This is a genomic window from Achromobacter sp. UBA4530 (assembly GCF_002388205.1).
Taxonomy (GTDB): domain Bacteria; phylum Pseudomonadota; class Gammaproteobacteria; order Burkholderiales; family Burkholderiaceae_B; genus Achromobacter; species Achromobacter animicus.
This window is the reverse complement of sequence record NZ_DGMA01000002.1, coordinates 273712-294920: the sequence shown is the minus strand read 5'-3', so window position 1 is coordinate 294920 and position 21209 is coordinate 273712. Positions and strand designations below refer to the sequence as shown.

Sequence of the window (21209 nt, the reverse complement as noted above, 5' to 3'; positions counted from 1 at the left end):
CAACTTCAACTGCGAACTGCACTTCAACTGCTGACTTCAACGACTACTGCTACTGCTACTTCAACCGCCGCTGTACACCGAAAATACCGGCCTCAGGCCATGATGCCACCCGAGGCCGGCCGGGCTACAGCAAGCAGCTCACCGGCTGATCGGCGGGTACTCGAGCTCGCCGAACGTGTATTGACCGCTGGCCTTTGCTTGCGCCAGTTCCTGCTGAACTTCGGCGCGCGACTTGGCGCTGCTCGACGTTGCAACGACCGGCGGGTACTGCAGTTCGCCGAACGTGTATTGACCGCTGACCTTGGCTTGCTGCAGCTCGGCTTGCACTTCCTGCGAGCTCAGGCTGGTCTTCTGGGGCAGGGCGGGCGGATAGTCCAGCTCGCCGAACGTGTACTGGCCGCTTGCCTTCGCTGCTTGCAGTTCCGTCGCCACTTGGGCGCTGCTCTTTGCTTGCTCGACGCCGGCGGCTTGTGCGCCGAAACCGGCCAGGGCCAGGGATAGGAAAAGGGTGGTTGCTAGGGTTTTCATGGTGAGACCTCCAATTCGTCGTAAAGAGGGACCGAATCCGGCGGCACTCCGTCGTGGTTCGTTTGCTGTTCCCGATGGACTGAATTGTGCGCGCCTTCCCACCTGGGATAAACCCTTAATCCCTGAAAACATCTTTCCAAATAACCGAGTAATAGATCAGACAGATAGAATTGGCCCCATGGATGGAATGGTTAAGCCCAATCCCAGAATCATCAAACCGCAACAGCCCACCCACTATGCAAAAAAAACCCCTGCCGAGGCAGGGGCTTTTCCAAACATAGGGAGCATCAGGGTTTCTTGAAATCCCCCGCCAGCGCCGTGCTGAACCCGTCCGGACGCACATACTTGCGCAGCGCCGCGTTCACCGTCTCCGGCGTCAAGGCGGAAATCTTCTTGTCCATTTCCGCAGACCACGCGAACGTGCGGCCGCGCTCCAGGTAGTCCAGCCACGTGCTTGCCAACACGTCGTCCTGCGCCCGAGCCAGATTCCGGTAGTTCAGCAGCGCCGTAATGCCCTCCGTGATTTCCTTCTCCGAGAAACCGTCCTTCAACACGCGCGCCAGTTCCTCGTTGATCGCCTTCTCCAGCCGCTCGCGATTCTGCGGCGCGTAGATCGCGTAAATGCTCCAGCTTGCGGTCGGTTCAAACGCCGACACCGACAGCGAGCTGCGCACGTTGTACGACAGGCCTTCCGTCTCGCGCACCCGGTTCCACAAGCGCGACGTTTCCGATGCACCGAACAGGTAATTGGCCAGGTACAGCGCCGGATAGTCCGCGTCCGTATCCTGCACCTTCAACGGCATGCGCGACAGGTAGAACGCGTTGGCCTTGTCCGGCGTATCGATGTCGAACTGCTTGGCCGGTACGTCGCGGTACGGGTTCGGCACGCGGGTGTAGGCCGGCGCCTTCTTCCATCCGGCCAGTCCCGTGCGCAGCGACTTTTCCACTGCTGCCGGCTCGAAGTCACCCACCGCCGAGAACTCGATATCGCCAGCGCCGTAGAACTTGGCGTGGAACGTTGCCAGCGCCTCGCGGTTCAGGCCGCGCACGCTAGCCAGCGACTCTTCGAACGTCGGCACATAACGCAGATCGTCCGCAGGCCACGGATTGTCGTGGCGAGCCAGCGCTCGGCCGGCCAGCGCCGACGGTTCCGTCATCGCGTTCTGGATCGACGTTTCAAGCTGGCGTTGATATTCCTCGACCTGCTCCTTCGGGAAGCTGGCGTTGCGGATGATCTCCAGCGCCAGCGCCGTCAATTCCGGCAGATTCTCGCCCTTGGTCGACATCGCCACCTTCAGCGTCGTGCCGCCGCCGGAAAAGCCAAGTTCAGCCTGCAGTTTGTCCAGACGGTCCTGGATATCCTGGCGCGACAGCTTGTCCGTGCCGCGCAGCAGCAGGTCGGCCGCTGCGCTGGAATTGACGCGCTGGCCCAGCAGGTCTTTTTCGTTGCCGAACTGGATCAGCATCTGCGCCTGCACACGGCTGCCGCGCGTCGCCTTGGGCAGCAGCGCCAGTTTCACCGGACCATTCGGCAGATCAAGCGTCGTGCGTTGCGTCAGCTTGTCGATGTTGGCCGGCGAGGGATCGAACGCCGACGCAGCCTTGAAGTCCGGATCGCCCTTGTAGTCCTTGAACACCGCCGTGAGGTCCACGCGTTCCGTCTGCGGCGCACGCACCGGCTTCTCGGTCGGAATGTAGCGGCCCTCGATGCGGTTGCTCTGCACCAGATAGGTCGTCGCGGCCTTTTGCACCTCGGCCAGCGTTGCCTTGCGCGCGCGGTCGCGTTGCAGGAAGAACAGGCGCCAGTCGCCCGCGGCGATCGCTTCGGACAACGCCACGCCCACCTGCTCGGGATCGCTGTACGTCTGTTCCCACGACGTCAGCCACTTGCTGCGCGCGCGGTCCAGTTCCTGCTCCGTGAAGGGCTTCTTGTCGAGCGTCTCCAGCGTGCCCGTCATCGCCTTCATGGCGGCGTCCAGATCCTTGCCCGGCGTCAGTTGCGCGGCGAACATCGCCAGTCCCGGGTCCAGGTTTTCCATCGTGAAACCGAACACGCCCGAGGCCAGCTTGGTCGGCACCAGGGCATGGTACAGGCGGCCCGACGGGGTGTCCGCCAGGATCGTGGTCGCCAGGTCGAAAGGCACGAAGTCCGCGCTGCCGCCGGCCGGGATGTGATACATCGCCGCGACCAGCGGCGTGCCGCCGGTGCGGCGCAGCGTCACCGAGCGCTCGCCGTCCTGCGTCGGTTCCACCGTGTATTCCGGCGGCAGCTTGCGGTCGGGCTTGGGCAGCTTGCCCAGCGTGGCCTCGATGTCCGCCAGCGTCGTCTGCGGGTCGAACTTGCCCGCCACGATCAGCACGGCGTTGTCCGGCTGGTAATACTCGTGATAGAAGGCGCGCAGCTGGCCGATATCCACGTTCTCGACGTCGGAACGCGCGCCGATCGTGTTTTTGCCGTAGCTGTGCCACTGGTAGGCGGCAGCCTGCATCTTCTGCATCAGGATGCGGAACGGGTTGTTCTCGCCGCTTTCCATCTCGTTGCGGACCACGGTCATTTCCGAGTCCAGGTCTTCCTTGGCGATCAGCGAATTGACCATCGCATCGGCCTGCCAGCCGAGGTACCACTTCAGCGTCTCGGGGTTGGCCGCGAAGCTCGCGAAGTAATTGGTGCGGTCGCTGGACGTCGAGCCATTGGCCTGCAATCCGCGGCGGGAGAACTCGCCCATCGCGTTGCGGGTGGTCGACGTGCCCTTGAACAGCATGTGCTCCAACAGGTGCGCCATGCCGGTCTGGCCGTAGTTTTCGTTGCGCGAGCCCACCAGGTACGTCATGTTGACCGTGGTGGACGGCTTGGATTCGTCGGGTACCAGGAGCACCCGCAGGCCATTGGCCAGGCGGTATTCGGTGATGCCTTCGATCGAGGCGGCCTCCGTGACGCCGGCCGGCAGGCTGGCGGCTCCGGCCTGAAAGGCCAGGAAGGAGGAAAACAGCAGCACGCCTAGCGGGCGCGGCAGCTTCGACAGGGACAAGCGCATGGCGGACTATTCCTTTGGCATGGCAGAATCCGTTGGAGTGTATACGTTGGCAATGGTTCAGGCGGGCGGGAAGGGGCCTTCGCCGCCATCGCAGGACTGCCATCGCCGGCCGCCATGCTGAGGAAGTTGATATGTCCCTGAACATCGAAGTCGAAACGCCCCGCCTCGTGCTGCGGCAATGGCGCGCGGCGGACCGCAAGCCTTTCGCCGCCCTGAATGCTGACCCGCAGGTGACGCAGTTCCTGTTGCCGATGACGCCCCAGGAAAGCGATGCCCTGGCCGACAGGCTGGCCGCCGGCATTGACGAGCACGGCTGGGGCTTCTGGGCCGTGGAGGCGCCGGGCGTGGCTCCCTTCATCGGCTTCGTCGGCATCAAGCCGCTGGCGCCCACGCTGCCTTTTGCGCCTGGCGTGGAGATCGGCTGGCGTCTCGCGCAACCGTTCTGGGGACGGGGCTACGCCAGCGAAGCGGCTGATGCCGCATTGCGGGTCGGCTTTGAACAGGTGGGCGCGGAAGAAATCGTTGCCTTCACGGCGACGGACAATGTGCGCTCACGGGCCGTGATGGACCGTCTGGGCATGGCCGCCGAACCCGGATGCTTTGACCATCCGGCCGTGCCGGCGGGACACCCGCTGCGTGCACATGTGCTTTACCGGCTTGGACGTGAAGCATGGCGGCGGCGTCGGCAGGCGGGCGGCGCCAACGATGGCGCCATCTTTGCGGCGGCTTGATGCTCCGCCAAGCCGCGCCAGTGTTGATGGTGCGATGCAGCAGTTCAGTTCTCCCAGGCGATTTGAACCAATTCCGGTCGCGGGTGTAAGCTTTCAAGGACGCATTAGCTGTTGCTGACGGGATGCGCGACGGCCGTCTTAGCGGCTTCCCGTCCAACGCCAGACGCTGCTTCGACGCAGCGCCGGTGCTTGTCGTTCGCGCCTTCGCCGCCGGCATCCTGCCGGCGCATTCTTCGGAGGAACGACCCATGCTGACCGAAATCGTCACGCGTGCCTTGTCCCAACTGACCGGTAGCGCCCTCAAAGGCGACGGGATCAAAGGACAGTTTCAATACGCTTATGCCAGTGATGACGGCCAATACGTGGCCATACTTACCCATGACATGACCACCTATGTGGTGGACCTGAGTTCGCAGCGGTATTTCGCGGAGTGCGGTGGATCACCTCGCGGATTTGCCGGCCATGTGCTTGAAATGGAGGGCGCCACCGTGCGCTCCCATCCGTGGCCCGCCGCGCAAGATTTGTTCGACCTGGACATGGACGCCGACGAATTGTCGTGGCGGCAATGCCCCGGTTTGCGCCACATGAGTACAAGCGCGCATCGATCTGTGGAGAGCCGCGCCGCCTGAGAGTGGCCAGAAGCGGCAACGTTTCACTGAACCGGCGTCATCGCCGGTTTTTTTTCGTCCGCTTGATACCGGCAGGCGGCGCCATCGCTAAAATTCCCGCCATGAAAACGCCCGCCGAATTCCGCGCCCCGCAGGGCGCCACGCTGGTTGACTGCACGCACGAGCGCCACGCCGACCAGATCCTGGCCATCTTCAATGACGCCATTGCGACATCCACTGCGCTGTACGACTACAAGCCGCGGCCGCGCGAAGCGATGGACGGATGGTTCAACACCAAGCAGCAAGGCGGCTTCCCCGTCGTGGGGCTTGAGAATGCGGACGGCGAGTTGATGGCGTTTGCCAGCTACGGCACGTTTCGCGCGTTTCCCGCCTTCAAGTATTCGGTGGAACATTCCGTGTACGTGGACGGGCGCTTTCGTGGCCGCGGTCTGGGCGAAGCCATGATGGCCATCCTGATCGAGCGAGCGCGCGCCAATGGCGTGCACGTGCTGGTCGGTGGCATCGACGCCTCGAACCAGGGCAGCATCCGCCTGCATGAAAAGCTGGGGTTCGTACATGCCGGCACGATCCGCCAGGCCGGCTTCAAATTTGGACGCTGGCTCGATCTGGCGTTCTATCAGTTGACGCTGGACACGCCCCACAACCCCGTCGACGGCTGACAGCGCCAACCGCGGCGGCAGCATCGCCGCCGCGACGGCGCAACTTTTACTTCGACAGCACCCGCATCGCCTGCTCCAGGCCGGCGACCGTCACGGGATACATGCGGTCCTGCATGATGTCGCGCATCAGCGCAATGGATTGGCGGTACTGCCAGGACGCCGTGGGCTCGGGATTCAGCCAGACCGACTTGGGCCACGCGTCCAGCAGCCGGCGCATCCATTCGGCGCCCGGTTCCTTGTTGTAGTGCTCGACCGAACCCCCCGGCTGCAGAATTTCGTACGGGCTCATCGTGGCGTCGCCGACGATGATCAGGCGCCAGTCCGGGTTGTACTTGCGCAGCACGTCCCAGGTGTCGAAGCGCTCGTTCTGGCGGCGGCGGTTGCTTTGCCACAGGCTTTCGTACGGGCAGTTGTGGAAGTAATAGACCTCAAGGTTGCGGAACTCGCTGCGAGCCGCCGAGAACAGTTCCTCGACCCGGCCGATGTGGTCGTCCATGCTGCCGCCCACGTCCAGCAGCATCAGCACCTTCACCGTGTTGTGGCGCTCCGGGATCATGCGCAGGTCCAGATGCCCCGCGTTGCGCGCCGTGCTGGCGATGGTGTCGTCCAGGTCCAGTTCCAGTTCGGCGCCCTGGCGCGCGAAGCGGCGCAGGCGGCGCAGCGCCACCTTGAAATTGCGCGTGCCCAGTTCGACCTGATCGTCGTAGTCCTTGAACTGGCGCATGTCCCAGACCTTGACCGCCGTGCGGTTGCCGGCCGATGCGCCGCCCACGCGGATGCCTTCGGGATGATAGCCGCCGTTGCCGAACGGCGAGGTGCCGCCCGTTCCGATCCACTTGCTGCCGCCGGCGTGGCGTTCCTTCTGCTCGTCCAGGCGCTCCTTGAAGAGCTCCATCAGCTTGTCCCAGCCGTGCTTTTCGATGGCGGCCTTTTCTTCGGGCGACAGGCTTTTCTCGAACTGCTTGATCAGCCAGTCGAGCGGGATGTCCTTGCCCGCGGGCAGCGCGGCTTCGATGCCGCGGTAATACGCGCCGAAGGCCTTGTCGTAGCGGTCGTAGAGGGACTCGTCCTTGACCAGCGTGGCGCGCGCCAGGAAGTAGAACTCGTCCAGCGTGGGCGACATCAGGTCCTGGCGCAGCGCGTCCACCAGCGTCAGGTATTCGTTGACCGAGACGGGCAGCTTGTGCGCCCGGAGGTGATAGAAGAAGTCGATCAGCATGTGCGGGCCGCCCGTGGATGCCGGATCAGCGGCGTTGGCCGCCGCGCGTCATGGCCGCCAGGCGTTCGAGCAGATGCACGTCCTGCTCGTTCTTGAGCAGCGCGCCGGCCATCAGCGGCACGGCGGTGGCCGTGTGCGCGTCGATCTGCGCGGCCGTGACGTCTTCGGCCAGCAAGAGGCGCAGCCAATCCAGGAGTTCGGACGTGGACGGCTTTTTCTTCAGCCCGGGCGCATCGCGCAGCGAGAAGAACGTGTCCAGCGCGGCGCGCAGCACGTCCTGCTTCAAGTCGGGATAGTGGACGGCCACGATGTCGCGCATCGTCTCGCGGTCCGGGAAGCGGATGTAGTGAAAGAAGCAGCGGCGCAGGAATGCGTCAGGCAGATCCTTTTCGTTGTTGGACGTGATGATGACGAGCGGACGGTGGCGCGCGGCGATGGTCTCGCGCGTTTCGTACACATGGAATTCCATGCGGTCCAGCTCGCGCAGAAGATCATTGGGGAACTCGATGTCGGCCTTGTCGATCTCGTCGATCAGCAGCACCACCGGCTCGTGCGACTGGAACGCCTGCCACAGCGTGCCCTGCACGATGTAGTTGCGGATGTCGCGGACTTTTTCGTCACCCAACTGCGAATCGCGCAGGCGCGACACGGCGTCGTATTCGTACAGACCCTGATGCGCCTTGGTGGTGGACTTGATGTGCCATTGCAGCAGCGGCCGGCCCAGCGCGCGGGCCACTTCCTCGGCCAGCATCGTCTTGCCGGTGCCGGGTTCGCCCTTGATGAGCAGTGGGCGCTGCAAGGTAAGGGCGGCGTTCACGGCGAGCTTGAGATCGTCGGTGGCGACGTAGCTGTCGGTGCCATCGAAGCGGACTGGCTTGGCGGATGAGGCGGTCTGGGCTGCGGACATGGTCTGATGGCTTCTGTGGTTTGATTGGGATCAACACTAACGCAAGGTATTAATCCTGAGCAATTATCGTACAATCAGGCGGTTTTGCTTTGGGTTCCACCCGCAACGTGTTTGCAGAGGGCCTTTTCGTGTGAGCAGGCCCTAGTCCTTAGCCATACCAAGAAGAGTCATTCCAATGAAGTTGCGAACCTCTCTGAAGTACACGGTTTCCGTGTTGGCCACGATGGCATCCTGTGCGATCGCCGGCCAGGCTGTTGCTGCAGACGCAGCGCCGGTCGGTAATGTCCAGAATGCCCGCGACAAGGTTTCGATGTGCATCGGTTGCCATGGCATCCCTGGCTACAAGGCATCGTTTCCCGAGCTTTACCACGTTCCGATGATCGCTGGCCAAAACGCCAAGTACATCGAAACCGCCCTCAACGAGTACAAGAAAGGCGCGCGCAGCCATCCCACGATGGACGCCGTTGCCGGCAGCCTGTCCGATCAGGACATTGCCGACTTGGCCGCGTACTACTCGAATCTCAAATAAGGGGGCAAAATCATGAACCGCACCATGCTTGCCCTTGCGGGCGCGACCCTGGCTATCTGGGGCTCTGCCGCCCAGGCGCAGGATCTGGCGGCCGGCAAGGCCGTCTTCGAGAAATTCAACTGCGCGTCGTGCCACGGCGCCGACGCCAAGACGGCGGTGGATCCTGCCTATCCGACGTTGGCCGGGCAGCACGCCGACTACCTGGCGCATGCGTTGAAGGCCTACAAGCGGGGCGCCTCCGGCAGCGCCGCCACGGCCAACGTGCGCAAGAACCCGATCATGGGCGCCTTCGCCACGCAGCTTTCCGACCAGGACATTTCCAACGTGTCGGCGTGGCTGGCCACGCTGCCCAGCGATCTGGGCGTGCGCCGCTAGGACGCAACGGCTTCGGCCGACGTGAATGAAAAACCCTCGCTAGCGAGGGTTTTTTTTCTTTGGGTCAGAGGCTGGCTCGGCGGCGGATCAGGTCGATGTACGTGTCGCTGTCCAGCGGCGTGCCGAGGCGCTGCGCTTCCCAGACCACCTGGCCCAGGCATTCCATGATTTCGTGCGCGGCGTGATGCGCATCCGAGCGCGCGGTGAGCTGCTGGTAGGCCTGGCGAATGCCCGGCGGATGGTCGATTGACAATTGTTCCGCGATGGCCAGGTGCATGGACAGGTGCAGGAACGGATTGGTGCGGCCTTTTTCCACCGCGTATTCGGCCGTCATGGCGTCCGGGCTTTCGAGGTCCGCGTGGTATTCGGGATGCTCGATGATCCAGTCCAGCGCAATAGCCTCCAGCGGGGTCAGGACCTCGTTGGCGCGATGTTTGCGCCAGGTTTCAATGAAGAATTCGCGGACTTGGTCGCGGGAGGGATTGAACATTCGGGTGGGGGCCAAAAGCAGGATGTGGGCGCTTTATTTTACCGCCCCGCGCGGACCGCCGGTTTCGCCCGGCGCTTTGCGATATAGAATGGGTTGCTATCCGCCATCCGGTGTGCGGTTCGCAGGAGGCGGTATAACCCGCGGAATCGGACGCTGTCCGATCCTGGCGCGTGCAAGAAAACCACCCGGAGCAAATGGAGCATTCATGTCCTACCAACATATCAAGGTTCCCGCCGGCGGCCAGAAAATTGCGGTCAACGCCGATTTCTCGCTGAATGTGCCTGACCAGCCCATCATCCCCTTCATCGAAGGCGACGGCACGGGCGCCGACATCACCCCCGTCATGATCAAGGTCGTCGACGCGGCGGTGCAGAAGGCCTACGGCGGCAAGCGCAAGATCCATTGGATGGAAGTCTATGCCGGCGAAAAGGCCACCAAGGTCTACGGTCCTGACGTGTGGCTGCCCGACGAAACCCTGGAAGTCGTCAAAGACTACGTGGTTTCCATCAAGGGCCCGCTGACCACCCCGGTCGGCGGCGGCATCCGGTCGCTGAACGTGGCGCTGCGCCAGCAGCTTGACCTGTACGTCTGCCTGCGTCCCGTGGCGTACTTCAAGGGCGTGCCGTCCCCGGTGCGCGAACCCGAAAAAACCAACATGGTGATCTTCCGCGAGAACTCGGAAGACATCTACGCCGGCATTGAATACATGGCCGAAAGCGAGCAGGCCAAGGAGCTGATCCAGTTCCTGCAGACCAAGCTCGGCGTCAAGAAGATCCGTTTCCCGAACACCTCGTCCATCGGCATCAAGCCCGTGTCGCGCGAAGGCACCGAGCGCCTGGTGCGCAAGGCCGCGCAGTACGTCATCGACAACGACCGCACGTCGCTGACGCTGGTGCACAAGGGCAACATCATGAAGTTCACCGAAGGCGGCTTCCGCGATTGGGGCTATGAGCTCCTGCAGAAGGAATTCGGCGCGCAGCTGATCGACGGCGGTCCGTGGTGCAAGTTCAAGAATCCCAAGACCGGCCGCGAGATCATCGTCAAGGATGTGATCGCCGATGCGTTCCTGCAGCAGATCCTGCTGCGTCCGGCCGAATACGACGTCATCGCCACGCTGAACCTGAACGGCGACTACATCTCCGACGCGCTGGCCGCGCAGGTGGGCGGCATCGGCATCGCGCCGGGCGCCAACATGTCCGACTCCGTGGCCATGTTTGAAGCCACCCACGGCACGGCGCCCAAGTACGCGGGCAAGGACTACGTGAATCCCGGTTCCGAGATCCTGTCGGCGGAAATGATGCTGCGTCACATGGGCTGGACCGAAGCCGCGGATCTCATCATCTCCAGCATGGAAAAGTCGATCCAGTCCAAGAAGGTCACGTACGACTTTGCCCGTCTGCTGGAAGGGGCGACGCAGGTGTCGTGCTCGGGCTTTGGCCAGGTGATGATCGAGAACATGTAAGCCTCGGCCGGGGCTCACGCAAGGCTACCCGCCGCGCATCTGGGTTCTGATCCTGTTTCTGTGCAAAGCCCGCCCGCCGTCATGGCGGGCGGGTTTTGTCTGACCAACTGGCACGATGCTCGTGCCCAAGTCTTTCGGGTTGATTGTAGTGCCCCAACTGTATGTTTCTTTGGCCACCGGGCTGGTCCTCCTGGTTCCCGCGTTGGCCTTGACCAGTCCGGTGGGCGGGCCGGCGGTCCTGTATCTGAGCGCCCTGATCGCGTTGACCGCGATGGCGGTCAATGCGATCAAGCGGTATGAGCCGATGAATCTGCGCGAGCTGTCGCCCATATTCATCGCGTTGCTATCGCCGCTAGCCTGTATGTTCATCACGTTCGGCGCGACGGGCGTGATGAGCAGTTCGGAACTTGAAAAACTGACGCGCTTTGCGCTGGCCTTGCCGGTGCTGTGGCTACTGCTGCGGGCGCGCGAGCGTTGGCTCAAGCATGTGCAATGGAGCATTCTCGTCGGCGCGCTGGCCGGTGCGGGCATCCTCATCGTCGTCACGTCCATGTTCGACCGCAACGCCGTCGTCCAGGTCGGTGCGCGCTACAACGCGGTGGCCTTCGCAAACATGACGTTGCTGTTTGGCGGCATGACGCTGCTGACATTGGGATGGGGGCCCAGCACGCGCTGGCCGCGCCTGGAAACGGCGGTCAAGGTATTGGCCGTTTTGTTGACGGTTTATGCGACCTGGAAGTCTGAAACGCGTAGTAGCTGGATGATGTTGCCCATTCTTGGCGTGGTTGTTCTGCTGGGGCTGCGCAACTGGCAACGCCGCCACAAGATGTACTGTGCCCTGGCCATAAGCCTGACCTTGCTTGTCAGTGCCGCCGCAATCTGGACGTTCAGCAGTCGCATGCAGCAGATAGCGCATGACGTTCAAGGATTTGCGACGTCGTCGAACCGCGACACGTCGTTCGGCATTCGTCTTCAGTTGTGGCATGCGTCGATTATCATGTTCGAAAAAAGTCCGATCGTGGGGATCGGGCCGAGCAAATTCCGCGAGGAGTTGCGGGTGCTGCAAGGACAGGGGATCGTGACGCAGGAAGTGGTCGATGGCTTTGGCGAACCCCACAACGATCTATTGGCGGCGCTGGCCGGTTACGGAATTTTGGGGCTCTTCAGCATTCTTGCGCTTTACCTCGTGCCGGCAGCCGTTTTCTTTCGACGCCTGGCGAGCGGTGACCGCGTGATCCGCGTGGGCGCCCAGATGGGGCTCCTGTTCTGCCTGAGCTATTGCGCCTTCAGCTTGACCGAGATGATGTTCCGCAACATGCGCAGCGTGCCTACCTACGCGCTGATCACCGTGACGTTGATTGCGCTGACAACGGCGCGTCCGGTGCGCAAGGCCCCGCCGACGTTCCAGCCCGTGGCTTGAATTCGTGCGGGCCCAGTCTGGTAACCGGGTCCAAAAAAACGCAAGGCGCGACACGCCTTGCGCTTTATTATCGGACTTAAGCTAGCTCAAAGTGACTAGTCAAATCGAATTCAAACGAAGTCGGCCATCCCCGCCAAGGAAATCAAGTCGCTGATCGAAGCGTCGGCCGACTCGGTGGCGCGCGGCAGCCAGCGGGTGGAACAGGCGAGCGCCACGATGGGAAGCGTGCTGGAATCGGCAGCCACCAGCGCGCCGCTGATGAGCGAGATCGCCACGGCGTCCGGCGAACAGAGCGCGGGCATCGAGCAGATCAACCAGACCGTGACGCATCTGGACGAAGCGACCCAGCAGAACGCCGCGCTGGTAGAGGAGTTTGCGGCGTCTGCCGCCGCGCTGCACGGTCAAGCGGGCGATCTGGCCCGCGCCGTGTCGATCTTCAGGCTGTCTGCAGCCGCTCAGCCGATGCCGGGATAAGGCTCATGGCCCGCCGCAGTTTCGCGCCCAGGTCGCGGCTGGCGGGCATCATCGGCATGCGCAGCTCGTCGGCGATGAGGCCCTGCATGGCCAGCGCGCGCTTGACCGGCGCGGGATTGGGCTCGCTGAACAGCAACCGGATCAGGGGGCGCAATGGGTCGAAGCAGTCGCGCGCGGCCTCGATGTGGCCGGCTTGTGCAAGCTGCATCATCTCGACGAAGCGCTCCGGAAACAGGTGCGCGGCAGCGGGAATGGCGCCGCGTCCGCCCGCCAGGAAGTGATCCAGCAAGGCCAGGTCCTCGCCGCAAAGGGCATTGAGGCGGCCCCGCGCATTCAAGGCGCCCAGCACGGCGGGATTGCATTCCTTGACCGCCCCGAAATTGGGCAGCGCCGCCAGCGCTTCCATGGTTTCGACCGTCATGGCGACACCTGCGCGCTTGGGGATGTTGTACAGGATGATGGGCCGCTCGGTGGCCCACGCGATCTGCCGGTAATGCCACAGGATGCCGGCCTGGGATGGCCCCAGATAGTACGGCGGGGGAACCAGGTAGCCGGCGGGTGCGTAGCGGTCCAGTCGTCGCACCGCGGCGGCCACGCCCCGCGTATCGACGCCGCCCGCGCCCAGCACCAGCGGCAGCGCATGCGCGTCGCTGGCGATGGCTTCGATCATGTCGGTTTTCTCGGGCATGCTGAGCAGGTTGCCCTCGCCGGTGGAACCAAAGAGGACCAGGCCGGCGATGCCGGCGTTGCGGTAGTAGCGGGCCAGCGCCTGTGCGGCGTCCAGGTCCACATGACCGCGGCGCAGGGGCGTCACCAGCGGCAGCCACAGGCCTTCGAATGCGGGTTTGGCAAGGGTGTCCATGGCTCATCGCTCCGTGAGGGCGGCGGCCGGGCGCGCCGTACCGAATTCAGCGCAGGGCAGGCCGCGCATGATCGCGGCCATCATGGCGTCCAGTTCGCCGCGTTCGCATTGCAGTTCGAGGGTGCTTTGGGCGTGCGCATGGTCGACCGACAGCAGGTAGACCCCGATGCGATCGCCCAGTGCGCGGTGCAAGGCCAGCCGCACGTTCAAGGCGTCCAGCGTATCGATGCGCACGGTCAGCGCGATCAGGCTGCATTGCGGCGGCGGCGCGGGCTGGGCAGCAAGGGCGGCGTCGAGGGTGGTCGGGCGGCGGTGCGATCGGGGAATCATGGCGGTGTGGGGGCGGGGCCGAAGACGGCGACCCGCGAATCCGGTGGTTGACGACGATTCCACTATAGGAATGCCGCCGTAAATCCCGCCGATAAATGCGGGGGCGCCGTATAAAAACGGCGTCAACGCCCGCCGCTGTCAGAACGTCTTGGTCACCGACAGGAGGCCCGTGGCGCGGCCCATGTCACGGCCGCGCGTGTTGGTGTAGACGGCACGGTCGGCGTTGGTGTCCAGATAGGCCAGCGAGACCGACAGCCCCTGCCCGAAGTCCTTGGTCACGCCCAGCTTCCAATCCGTGTAGGAGCCGTTATCCACATTGCGCACGATCTGGCGTCCCGCATGGACGTTGACGACGAGACCCCAGACGCCGGTATCGAAGTTGCCCGACAGGTCGAAGTATTGGCTGTACTTGCTGTCGGCAAAGCCGAACAGGTTGGTCAGCGCAAGGGAGTACTTGAACATCACCGGGCCGTAGCCGATGCCGGCGTAGAGTTCGGTGGTGTCGGGGCTGGTGTAGCCGGACGGATAGTCGCCCGGGTAGTAGTACTGCAGCACGCCCAGGTCGACGGGCACGTTGTCCGTGAGGTTGCCCTTGTAGCCGCCGTAGAAGTCCATCTCGACGGGCGCGGACACGTCGCTGTTGCTGTCGTTCAGCCAGCTGATGTTGGAGTTCCAGTTGCCCAGGTAGAAGCCGCTGGCGTGCGTGAGGTCGAAGCCGCCCTGGATGGCGGGCTGGTTGTTGGTCTGCATGAGGCCGCGATAGCGGTACTGGCTGGCGAGCGTGACGTTGGCCGTCAGCGAGTACGGCGATACGGCATCGGCGGCGCTGGGGGCGTCGGCGGCCTGTGCCGCGGGGATGAGGGAAAGCAGCGCCAGCGCGGCGAGGGTGTTGCGGGGCATGTGAAGCCTCCTGGTGTTGAGCGGACCGCAACAATAGGAGGATCGGCATAAAGCGCGAGACAAGACCCGCGCCCTGCGCGTAAAGGGCGCATCAAAAAGCGGGCTTCAAAAGGCGGGCTTTGAAATGGCGTCTATCGAAGCCGGTGTTGAACGCGTTTGCTCAGCCCGCGAAGCGATAACCTACCCCGATCTCCGTCAGCAGGAACACCGGTTGCGCCGGGTCGGCTTCGAGCTTCTGGCGCAGATGGCCCATGTAGATCCGCAGGTAGTGGTTGCTTTCGACGTGGGACGGGCCCCACACTTGCCGCAGCAGCTCACGGTGCGTCATGACCTTGCCGCGATGAGCCAGCAAGGCGGCAAGCAGGCGGTATTCCATGGCGGTCAGGTGCACGTGCTGGCCAGCGCGTTCGACCACGCGCCGCGAGAAGTCCACGCGCACGTCGCCAAACACGATCTCAGCCGCGTTGCCCGCGCCGCCGCGGCCATGCCGGCGCAGCAGCACGCGCAGGCGCGCCAGCAGTTCGCTCACGCCGAAAGGCTTGGCCAGATAATCGTCGGCGCCCGCGTCCAGCGCCGCCACCTTGTCGGCCTCGGCGCTGCGCGCGGACAGCACCAGCACCGGCACCTCGGTCCAGCCGCGCAGCTCGCGGATCAGGGTCATGCCGTCGTCGTCGGGCAGGCCAAGGTCGAGCACGATCGCGTCCGGCTGGCGGGTGCCGGCTTCGATCAGGCCGCGCTTGACCGTGTCGGCCTCGTGCACCACGCAGCCTTCGCTTTCCAGCGCCTGGCGGACGAACCGCCGGATGTTGGCGTCGTCTTCGATGATGAGGACTACGGGCTGAAAATCGAACATGTCGCGGACTCAGGCGGTTTCGGGTTGGATTGAGGGCGGGGCGCCCAGCGGCAGGCTGAAGACGAACTGCGCGCCGCTGGCCTGGCCCGGCGCGTGTTCGACCCAGATGCGGCCGTGATGGGCGGCGACGATGGCTTCGCACACGGCCAGGCCCAGGCCGACGCCGGGCGTGGCGGACTCGCGTTCGCCCCGCGTGAATTTTTCGAAGATGCGGCGCTCGGCGCCCGGCGCGACGCCCGGACCGTTGTCGGTGATGGCCACGCGCATTTCGGCATGGTGCGGCACAGTCGTGTGCGTTGCAGCCGTGTGTGTTTCAGCAGTTTGCGTTGCTGCCGCGTGCACTTCGGCCTCGTGCATCCCGGCCTCGCGTATCCCGTCTTCATGCACGTAGGCATGGATGCGCAACGTGCTGCCGGCGGGCGTGTACTTGGCCGCATTCTCCAGCAGGTTGCACAGCACGCGTTCGATCAGCACGCCGTCGCACTCCACCAGCGGCAGCGCCGACAGGGGCGAAACGTCGACCTTGCGGCCCGCCAGCGGTTCGCGCATGGCCGCCAGCGCGGCGCCGACCAGCTCCTCGATGGATTGCCACTCCATACGCAGCGGCGCGTCGCGGCTTTGCAGCCGCGCCATGTCCAGCAGGTTGACGACCAGCGCGTGCATGCGCTGCGCCTGATCGCGCATGGCGCGCACGGTGTCCTGCACGCCGTCGGGCAGCGCGTGCTGCTGGCGCATCAGCGTATCGGTCATGCCGACCAGGCTGGTCAGCGGCGTGCGCAGGTCGTGCGACACCGCGGCAAGCAGCGAGTTGCGCAGCTTTTCGGATTCCATGCTGACCACGGCCTGCTGCGCGACTTCCACGTAGTGCAGGCGTTCCAGCGCAATGGCGATGAGCGTGGCGTAGGCCTCGACCTGGCGGCGCGTGTCGGGATTCGCGTAGAGGCTGCGGCGGGGGGCATCCAGCACCAGCACGCCCCGCGTGCGCATGGGCGCCTTGAGCGGCAGGTACAGCAACGCGCTGTTCGACAGGGTGGCGGTGCCCGCGCCTGCAGGCTGGCCGTGGTCGTACACCCACTGCGCCAGCGCCGATTCCGGAGCGGTCGTGTCGCCGCTTTCGGGCGAGGCGAGTTTCAAGCGGTCGTCCAGGCCCAGGATGTAAAGCGAGCAGCGCGCGCCGAACGTGGCATGCACGAACGAGCCGGCGAGCGCGACGATCTGCTCGGGCAGCAGGGCGGACGACAGTTCGCGCGCGAATTCGTAGAGGCTGCGCGCATCGGCCTCGCGCTTGACCGAGGCCTGCGCCTGCAGCCGCAGGCCGGCGGTAAGTTGGCCGATCAGCAGCCCCACGCCCAGCAGCACGCCGAAGGTCAGCAGATACTGCACGTCAGACACGGCGAACGACGACAGCGGCTGCACGAAGAAAAAGTCGAACAGTCCCACGCTGACGACGGACGCCAGCGCGGCGGGCCCGCGCCCGTGGCGCAACGCAACTGCGGCCACCGCCAGCAGAAAGAGCATGACGATGTTGGTCTGGTGCAGCGTCGGGAACGCAAGCGCCGACAGCGCCGTGGCCACGGCGCAATAGCACAGCGCCCACGCATAACCCGCCAGCGGCCGCGCCCCGCGTTCGTCATCGGACGGGCGGGCGCGGCGTCCCAGCGTGAACGGGTCGCGTCCGGGCGGCGCCTGCGCGGGCAGGGGTGGCGCGCCCAGCCGGATGATGTCGATCTCCGGGCAGCCGGCGGCCAGCATGTCGGCAAAGCTGTGGCGCCGCCACAGCCATCCCGGCGACATGACGGCGGTAAGCAGCGCGGTCAGCGACAGCCGCAACCGCTGCCAGCCGCCCGCGCGGGTCCGGCCCACGATCGCCTTGGTAATGTTGTGGCGGCGGACGTAGCGGACGACGGCATCGACCATGTCGCCACCCGCCAGCGTTTCGGTGCGCGCGCCCAGCGCGTCGGCGAGCGCCAGGCTGTGCTGCAGCCGCTCGACGTCGGCCGCCGCGGGCGGCGCGGCGCGCGGCGTGTCGATGGTGACGACGTGCAGATCGCAATCGAGCTGCTGGCTCATGCGATGGGCGCTGCGGATCACGTAGTCGGCGTCGGTATCGGACCCGACGCAGGCGACGATGGCTTCGCGCGTGCGCCACACCGAATCTATGGCGCGGTCGCGGCGATAGGCCTGCACGTCGTCGTCCACGTGCTCGGCGGTGCGGCGCAGCGCCAGTTCGCGCAGCGCGATCAGATTGCCCTTGCGAAAGAAATTGCGGGCCGCGTGGCGCGCCTGTTCGGGCAGGTAGACCTTGCCTTCCTTCAGACGGCGCAGCAGTTCGTCGGCCGACAGGTCGACCAGCATGACCTCATCGGCCGCGTCGAACACGTCGTCGGGCACCGTTTCCCAGACGCGCACGCCGGTGATGCTGCCGACGGCCTCGTTCAGGCTGTCCAGATGCTGCACGTTCAGTGTCGTCCAGACGTCGATGCCGGCCGCCAGCAGTTCCTGGATGTCCTGCCAGCGCTTGGCGTGGCGCGAACCCGGCGCGTTGGAATGGGCCAGCTCGTCGACCAGCACGAGCGCGGGGCGGCGCAGCAGGGCGCCGTCCAGGTCGAACTCTTTGAGGGTGTGACCGCGGTAGGCCACGTCCTTGAGCGGCAGGACCGGCAGGCCGTCGAGCAGCGTGGCGGTCTCGCGGCGGCCGTGGGTTTCGACGATGCCGGCGAGCACGTCCGTGCCCTGCGCCGCCTGCGCGCGCGCCGCGGCCAGCATGGCGTAGGTCTTGCCCACGCCGGCCGACGACCCGAAGTACACGCGCAGCTTGCCGCGCTCCGCCTGGCGCTCGGCGGCGTCCAGGGTCTTCAATAGCGCGTCCGGATCGGGACGCTCGCCAGCGATGTCAGCCATGAACGCGCAAGGGAGGGGAGGAAACGGCTGGCAATACTATACGCCGCCGCATCAGCGCGCCACGCGCAGCTTGTCCAGCGCCAGGTTCAGCGTCAGCACGTTGACGGCGGGGTCGCCCAGCACGCCCAGCGACGGGGCGGCGGTGTGCGCCCGGATCAGCGCATCGACCTCGCCACGCGGCAGGTTGCGGGCGCGCGCCACGCGGTCGGCCTGGTACGCCGCGGCCGCCGGACTGATGTGCGGATCCAGCCCGCTGCCCGATGCGGTGATCAGGTCGACCGGAACGGGCGCGGCATTGTCCGGGTCGGCCGCCTTCAGGGCCGCGATGCGCGCTTCGATGGCTTCGGCCAGCGCGGGGTTGCGCGGGCCGAGATTCGAGCCGCCGGAGGCCGCCGCGTTATATGGCATGGGCGCGGTGGCCGACGGGCGGCCCCAGAAGTACTGCGGCGAGGTGAACGATTGGCCGATCCATTCCGAACCGATCACCTTGCCGTCCTGCTGGATCAGCGAGCCGGCGGCCTGGTGGGGAAACACGGCGGACGCGATGCCGGTGGTCAGGAAGGGATACGCCAGGCCGCTGATGAGCGACAGCGCGGCGAAGAGGGTCAGCGCGGGGCGCAGGATGCCGCCTTGGCGCGGCGTGGAGATTGCTGAGTTCATGAGGATTTCCTTTGCGTAGGGGCTTGATCGCGGGCGGGCATCACACCCAGCCCAACGCGGCCAGCACCATGTCGACCAGCTTGATGCCGGCAAACGGCACCAGGAGGCCGCCCAGGCCGTAGATGAGCAGGTTGCGGCGCAGGAGCACCGAGGCGCCCAGCGGGCGGTAGCGCACGCCCTTCAGGGCCAGCGGGATCAGCACCACGATGATCAGCGCATTGAAGATCACGGCCGACAGGATGGCCGAGGACGGCGTGGCCAGCCCCATGATGTTCAGCACGTCCAGCTGCGGATACACCGTGGCGAAGGCGGCGGGGATGATGGCGAAGTATTTGGCGACGTCGTTGGCCACGCTGAAGGTGGTCAGCGCGCCGCGGGTCATCAGCATCTGCTTGCCGATCTCGACGATCTCGATGAGCTTGGTCGGGTTGGAATCCAGGTCCACCATGTTGCCGGCTTCCTTGGCGGCCTGCGTGCCGGAGTTCATCGCCACCGCCACGTCGGCCTGCGCCAGCGCGGGTGCGTCGTTGGTGCCGTCGCCGGTCATTGCGACCAGACGGCCTTCCGACTGGTAGTTGCGGATGAGCTTGAGCTTGGCCTCGGGCGTGGCTTCGGCCAGGAAGTCATCGACGCCCGCTTCGGCCGCGATGGAGGCGGCGGTCAGCTTGTTGTCGCCGGTGATCATCACCGTCTTGATGCCCATGCGGCGCAGCTCGGCAAAGCGCGACTGGATGCCGGGCTTGACGATGTCCTTGAGCTCGACGACGCCCAGCGCGCGGTTGCCGTCGCTGACCATCAACGGCGTGCTGCCGCGGCGCGCAACGTCTTCGGCCAGGCGCAGAGCTTCGGCCGGCACGGTGGCGCCCTGCGCGGCAAGCCAGGCCTGGATCGCGTCGACCGCGCCCTTGCGGATCTGGCGTTCGCCCAGGTCGACGCCGCTCATGCGGGACTGCGCGGTGAACGGCACGAACTCGACGCCGGTCATGCGCGGGGCCGGCGCATGGATGGCCTTGTCCGCCAGCGCCACGATGCTGCGGCCTTCCGGCGTCTCGTCGGCCAACGACGCAAGGCGCGCGGCGTCCGCCAGTTCGCGCGCGGACACGCCGGGCGCGGGCAGGAAGGTGGAGGCCTGGCGGTTGCCGAAGGTGATGGTGCCGGTCTTGTCCAGCAGCAGCACGTCGACGTCGCCGGCCGCTTCGACGGCGCGGCCCGAGGTGGCGATCACGTTGGCGCTCATCATGCGGCTCATGCCCGCCACGCCGATGGCGGACAGGAGGCCGCCGATGGTGGTGGGGATCAGGCAGACCAGCAGCGCGACCAGCACGGTCACCGTGACGGCCGCGCCGCCGCCGGCGGCCGAGACGGCGTACAGCGAGAAGGGCATCAGCGTGACAACGACCAGCAGGAAGACCACGGTCAGGCCCACCAGCAGAATGGTCAGCGCCAGCTCGTTGGGTGTCTTCTGGCGCTTGGCGCCTTCGACCATCGAGATCATGCGGTCCAGGAAGCTCTCGCCGGGATCGGCGGCGATGCGCACGAAGATCCAGTCCGACAGCACGCGCGTGCCGCCGGTGACGGACGAGAAATCGCCGCCCGACTCGCGGATGACGGGCGCGGATTCGCCAGTGATGGCGCTTTCGTCGACCGAGGCCACGCCGGCGATGACCTGCCCGTCGCCGGGCACCGTGTCGCCGGCTTCGACCAGGACGACGTCGCCGCGGCGCAGCAGGCCTGAAGGCTGGCTGACCGCCTGGCCGCGCCATTGCGCGGGGTCGGCATCAGCCGCATCGGCGTCGCGAAAGCCTTTGAGCAGGCGCGCGTCGATGGTGGTGCGCAGGCCGCGCAGCGTGGCCGCCTGCTGCTTGCCGCGGCCTTCGGCCAGCGCCTCGGCAAAGTTGGCGAACAGCACGGTGAACCACAGCCACACGGTGATACCCAGGATGAATCCCGGCGGCGCTTCGGCCTGCCCGCGCAGGGCCATGATCCACAGCACGGTGGTGAGCAGGCTGCCCACGTAGACCACGAACATCACGGGGTTCTTGAGCTGCGCGGCGGGCGACAGCTTGCGCAGGCTGTCGACGATGGCGGGGCCGACCAGCGCGCGGGACCACATGCCGAAGGCGGGCGCCGCCTCGGGGCCGGCTGCGTCAGGCCGCGCCGTGACAGGCTGCGCGCCCGCAGCGGGCGCCCGGGCCACGCTGCCGCCCGAGCTGGTTGTTTCCATTTCAATCTTGGCCATGTTCTT

At 65.4% G+C, this 21209-nt stretch carries 20 protein-coding genes; 8 read left to right on the top strand and 12 right to left on the bottom strand.

Annotated features, from left to right (window positions below):
• Positions 1-138 precede the first annotated feature (138 nt).
• Positions 139-528: a DUF4148 domain-containing protein gene (locus tag B2W22_RS01940; protein WP_175123157.1), complete on the bottom strand. Its 390-nt coding sequence runs from the start codon at positions 526-528 to the stop codon at positions 139-141.
• A 287-nt stretch (positions 529-815) separates the two neighbouring features.
• Complete coding sequence (locus B2W22_RS01935) at positions 816-3563, bottom strand: M16 family metallopeptidase (protein WP_191577702.1); 2748 nt, start codon at positions 3561-3563, stop codon at positions 816-818.
• A gap of 131 nt (positions 3564-3694) precedes the next feature.
• Here B2W22_RS01935 and B2W22_RS01930 point away from each other — a divergent pair, with 131 nt between their 5' ends.
• The 3 genes from B2W22_RS01930 (at position 3695) to B2W22_RS01920 (ending at position 5582) form a co-directional block, all read left to right on the top strand.
• Positions 3695-4294 carry a GNAT family N-acetyltransferase gene (locus B2W22_RS01930; RefSeq protein ID WP_286936020.1) on the top strand — a complete coding sequence of 200 codons (600 nt, stop codon included), beginning with the start codon at positions 3695-3697 and terminating at the stop codon, positions 4292-4294.
• 248 nt (positions 4295-4542) lie between these two features.
• A complete protein-coding gene (locus B2W22_RS01925) occupies positions 4543-4923 on the top strand; it encodes a hypothetical protein (RefSeq protein ID WP_175184129.1) in 381 nt (126 codons plus the stop codon).
• Between the two features lie 101 nt (positions 4924-5024).
• Positions 5025-5582, top strand: coding sequence for a GNAT family N-acetyltransferase (locus B2W22_RS01920; protein ID WP_286936019.1), 558 nt, complete (start codon positions 5025-5027; stop codon positions 5580-5582).
• A 46-nt stretch (positions 5583-5628) separates the two neighbouring features.
• Here B2W22_RS01920 and B2W22_RS01915 read toward each other — a convergent pair whose 3' ends face one another.
• Both B2W22_RS01915 and B2W22_RS01910 read right to left on the bottom strand, forming a co-directional pair.
• The gene (locus B2W22_RS01915) at positions 5629-6801 is read right to left on the bottom strand and encodes a vWA domain-containing protein (RefSeq protein ID WP_175184131.1); all 1173 of its coding nucleotides are present in this window, start codon (positions 6799-6801) and stop codon (positions 5629-5631) included.
• Between the two features lie 25 nt (positions 6802-6826).
• Entirely contained in the window at positions 6827-7708 is an 882-nt protein-coding gene (locus B2W22_RS01910; protein ID WP_175123151.1) for an AAA family ATPase, read from the bottom strand.
• A 175-nt stretch (positions 7709-7883) separates the two neighbouring features.
• On the opposite strand from B2W22_RS01910, the gene B2W22_RS01905 reads away from it, so the two are divergent.
• Together B2W22_RS01905 and B2W22_RS01900 are read left to right on the top strand one after the other, a co-directional pair.
• Positions 7884-8237, top strand: coding sequence for a c-type cytochrome (locus tag B2W22_RS01905; RefSeq protein ID WP_056568700.1), 354 nt, complete (start codon positions 7884-7886; stop codon positions 8235-8237).
• A gap of 12 nt (positions 8238-8249) precedes the next feature.
• Positions 8250-8612 carry a c-type cytochrome gene (locus B2W22_RS01900; RefSeq protein ID WP_175123150.1) on the top strand — a complete coding sequence of 121 codons (363 nt, stop codon included), beginning with the start codon at positions 8250-8252 and terminating at the stop codon, positions 8610-8612.
• A 64-nt stretch (positions 8613-8676) separates the two neighbouring features.
• Here the strand turns inward: B2W22_RS01900 and B2W22_RS01895 are convergent, their stop codons facing one another.
• Positions 8677-9102 carry a DUF1841 family protein gene (locus tag B2W22_RS01895; RefSeq protein ID WP_056321316.1) on the bottom strand — a complete coding sequence of 142 codons (426 nt, stop codon included), beginning with the start codon at positions 9100-9102 and terminating at the stop codon, positions 8677-8679.
• Between the two features lie 205 nt (positions 9103-9307).
• On the opposite strand from B2W22_RS01895, the gene icd reads away from it, so the two are divergent.
• From icd to B2W22_RS01880, 3 genes are all read left to right on the top strand, one after another.
• The gene (icd, locus tag B2W22_RS01890) at positions 9308-10564 is read left to right on the top strand and encodes an NADP-dependent isocitrate dehydrogenase (RefSeq protein ID WP_056568692.1); all 1257 of its coding nucleotides are present in this window, start codon (positions 9308-9310) and stop codon (positions 10562-10564) included.
• A gap of 148 nt (positions 10565-10712) precedes the next feature.
• On the top strand, positions 10713-11984 hold the full coding sequence (locus tag B2W22_RS01885; RefSeq protein WP_414631931.1) for an O-antigen ligase family protein: 1272 nt from the start codon (positions 10713-10715) through the stop codon (positions 11982-11984).
• Between the two features lie 108 nt (positions 11985-12092).
• Positions 12093-12458: a methyl-accepting chemotaxis protein gene (locus tag B2W22_RS01880; protein WP_349679445.1), complete on the top strand. Its 366-nt coding sequence runs from the start codon at positions 12093-12095 to the stop codon at positions 12456-12458.
• Here B2W22_RS01880 and B2W22_RS01875 read toward each other — a convergent pair.
• The 7 genes from B2W22_RS01875 to kdpB form a co-directional block, all read right to left on the bottom strand.
• Positions 12421-13320: a 4-hydroxy-tetrahydrodipicolinate synthase family protein gene (locus tag B2W22_RS01875; protein WP_286936017.1), complete on the bottom strand. Its 900-nt coding sequence runs from the start codon at positions 13318-13320 to the stop codon at positions 12421-12423. The genes B2W22_RS01880 and B2W22_RS01875 overlap by 38 nt on opposite strands.
• A gap of 3 nt (positions 13321-13323) precedes the next feature.
• Positions 13324-13650 carry a hypothetical protein gene (locus tag B2W22_RS01870; RefSeq protein ID WP_286936015.1) on the bottom strand — a complete coding sequence of 109 codons (327 nt, stop codon included), beginning with the start codon at positions 13648-13650 and terminating at the stop codon, positions 13324-13326.
• A 138-nt stretch (positions 13651-13788) separates the two neighbouring features.
• The gene (locus tag B2W22_RS01865; RefSeq protein ID WP_286936013.1) at positions 13789-14550 is read right to left on the bottom strand and encodes a TorF family putative porin; all 762 of its coding nucleotides are present in this window, start codon (positions 14548-14550) and stop codon (positions 13789-13791) included.
• Positions 14551-14710: 160 nt separating this feature from the next.
• Positions 14711-15403: a two-component system response regulator KdpE gene (kdpE, locus tag B2W22_RS01860; RefSeq protein WP_175123145.1), complete on the bottom strand. Its 693-nt coding sequence runs from the start codon at positions 15401-15403 to the stop codon at positions 14711-14713.
• 9 nt (positions 15404-15412) lie between these two features.
• Positions 15413-18304 (bottom strand): sensor histidine kinase, encoded by a 2892-nt coding sequence (locus B2W22_RS01855; RefSeq protein ID WP_175123144.1) that lies wholly within the window; start codon positions 18302-18304, stop codon positions 15413-15415.
• 51 nt (positions 18305-18355) lie between these two features.
• Positions 18356-18964: a potassium-transporting ATPase subunit KdpC gene (gene kdpC, locus B2W22_RS01850; RefSeq protein WP_175123143.1), complete on the bottom strand. Its 609-nt coding sequence runs from the start codon at positions 18962-18964 to the stop codon at positions 18356-18358.
• 40 nt (positions 18965-19004) lie between these two features.
• Complete coding sequence (gene kdpB / locus B2W22_RS01845) at positions 19005-21203, bottom strand: potassium-transporting ATPase subunit KdpB (RefSeq protein ID WP_286936011.1); 2199 nt, start codon at positions 21201-21203, stop codon at positions 19005-19007.
• Positions 21204-21209 lie beyond the last annotated feature (6 nt).